The organism is Rathayibacter sp. AY1D2, assembly GCF_002932695.1.
GTDB lineage: Bacteria > Actinomycetota > Actinomycetes > Actinomycetales > Microbacteriaceae > Rathayibacter.
The window spans coordinates 1-1,561 of record NZ_PSVX01000125.1 but is presented as its reverse complement, the minus strand read 5'-3'; the positions used below and the strand labels follow the sequence as shown (position 1 = coordinate 1,561).

Genomic DNA, 1,561 nt, shown 5'->3' with positions numbered 1-1,561 from the left:
CCGCGACGCCGCCCGGCCGGGCCTGCTCGACCGCGCCGGTCGCGGGGAGCTCGAGGTCGTGCTCGGGCCCTCCTTCCCGCTGACCGAGGCGGCCGCCGCCACCACGAGTCGCGCCCGGAGGCGGGCTCGTGAACGCCGTCATCCGGATGCACGCCTCGTCGCTGCGGGTCAAGGCGGTCACGCCGGGCCGCGGCGGACGCGGCACGCCTCCCGAGCCCGAGGCGACGATGCGGCGCACCACGCTCAGCATCGACGGCCGTCGCTTCCTCCTCGCCGTCTCCCTCGACACCGAGGAGCTCGAGAAGCGCCTGGTCGAGGCCGTGCGCAACCGCGGCGACATGGTGAGCTTCACGGTCGCCGGCGAGCGCGAGGTCTGCGTGCTGGTCTCCCCGGGCGTCGCGGTCATCCTCGAGCACGAGGACGTCCCGGTCGAGGATCCGGACGCCGAGGACGCGCCGATCCTGTACGACGACGTCGAGTACCTGACCTGATCCGTCGGCGGCCGGTCCCGGCCGCCGGTCCGGGCGCGGCCTCTCGACTCGGGTCGTCCGTCCGCTCAGACCGCCCCGGTGCTCGCCCACAGGTGGAACGCCGCGTGCGCCCGGTGCGGCCGCCACGCCTGCGACGCCGCCTCCGCCTCCGCCGTGCTCACCCGGCCGAGCGCCTTCCGCAGCACCAGGTCGCCGGCGGGGAAGGCGTCCGGATCGCCGAGGAACCGGAGCGCGAGGTAGTCGGCCGTCCACGGCCCGATGCCCGGGATCGCGAGGAGCGCGCGCCGCTGCTCCGGCAGGTCGCCCGCGCGGTCGAGTACGGGCCCGGCGGCGAAGGCCTCGGCGACGGCCCGGACCGTCCGCGCCCGGGCGGTGGTGATCCCGATCGCTGAGCGCAGCGCCTCGAACTCCGGCGCGAGCAGGGCGGCGGGTGCGGGGAACGCCAGCAGACCGCGCTCCCCCGGGGCGCCGAAGGCCGCGGCGGTGCGTCCGCCGAAGGTCCGGGCCGCGGCGACGGACACCTGCTGGCCGAGGACCGCCATCACCGCCGCCTCGAACGCCTCCGGGTACTGCGTCGCGCGCAGCCCCGGCCGGGCCGCGACGGAGCGGGCGAGCAGCGGGTCCCGCGAGAGCTCGGCGCCGATCGCCACCACGTCGGAGTCGAGGTCGAACCAGGCTCGGACGACCGCGGCCGCCGGCGTCAGCACGTCCGGCTCCGCCTCCACCCGCAGCCCGGTCTCCGTCACCTCGAGCGCGATCGGCCGCGGCGCCCCGTCGAGGGTGAGCAGGCGCTCCAGGCGCCGGCCGTCGGCCGAGACCCGCTCCACTCCGGGGAGGGCGTGGTTGCGGAGGAGGCTCGCGGCGCCGGCGGAGTCGAAGGGCCCGAGGGCCGGCAGGTCGAGGGAGGACGTCTCGTTCAGGGGAGCAGGACCGTCTTGCCGCGCGCGCGGCCCGACTCGACGAGGGCGAGCGCGGCGGCCGCCTCGGTCAGCGGGAAGGAGGGCCCGAGCACGACCTCGAGCTCCCCGCGACCGGCGCGGTCGAGCAGGCCCGGCCGGGCGGCGTCGCGG

3 protein-coding genes are annotated in these 1,561 nt (G+C 77.6%); 1 reads left to right on the top strand and 2 read right to left on the bottom strand.

Annotated features, from left to right (window positions below; translation table 11 throughout):
- Positions 1-128: 128 nt before the first annotated feature.
- A complete protein-coding gene (locus C5D04_RS17720; RefSeq protein WP_104224172.1) occupies positions 129-491 on the top strand; it encodes a hypothetical protein in 363 nt (120 codons plus the stop codon).
- A 65-nt stretch (positions 492-556) separates the two neighbouring features.
- Here the strand turns inward: C5D04_RS17720 and C5D04_RS17715 are convergent, their stop codons facing one another.
- Both C5D04_RS17715 and C5D04_RS18795 read right to left on the bottom strand, forming a co-directional pair.
- Complete coding sequence (locus C5D04_RS17715) at positions 557-1,387, bottom strand: DNA-3-methyladenine glycosylase (RefSeq protein WP_258068973.1); 831 nt, start codon at positions 1,385-1,387, stop codon at positions 557-559.
- A gap of 20 nt (positions 1,388-1,407) precedes the next feature.
- Positions 1,408-1,539 (bottom strand): zinc-binding dehydrogenase, encoded by a 132-nt coding sequence (locus tag C5D04_RS18795; RefSeq protein ID WP_258068972.1) that lies wholly within the window; start codon positions 1,537-1,539, stop codon positions 1,408-1,410.
- Between the last annotated feature and the right edge of the window lie 22 nt (positions 1,540-1,561).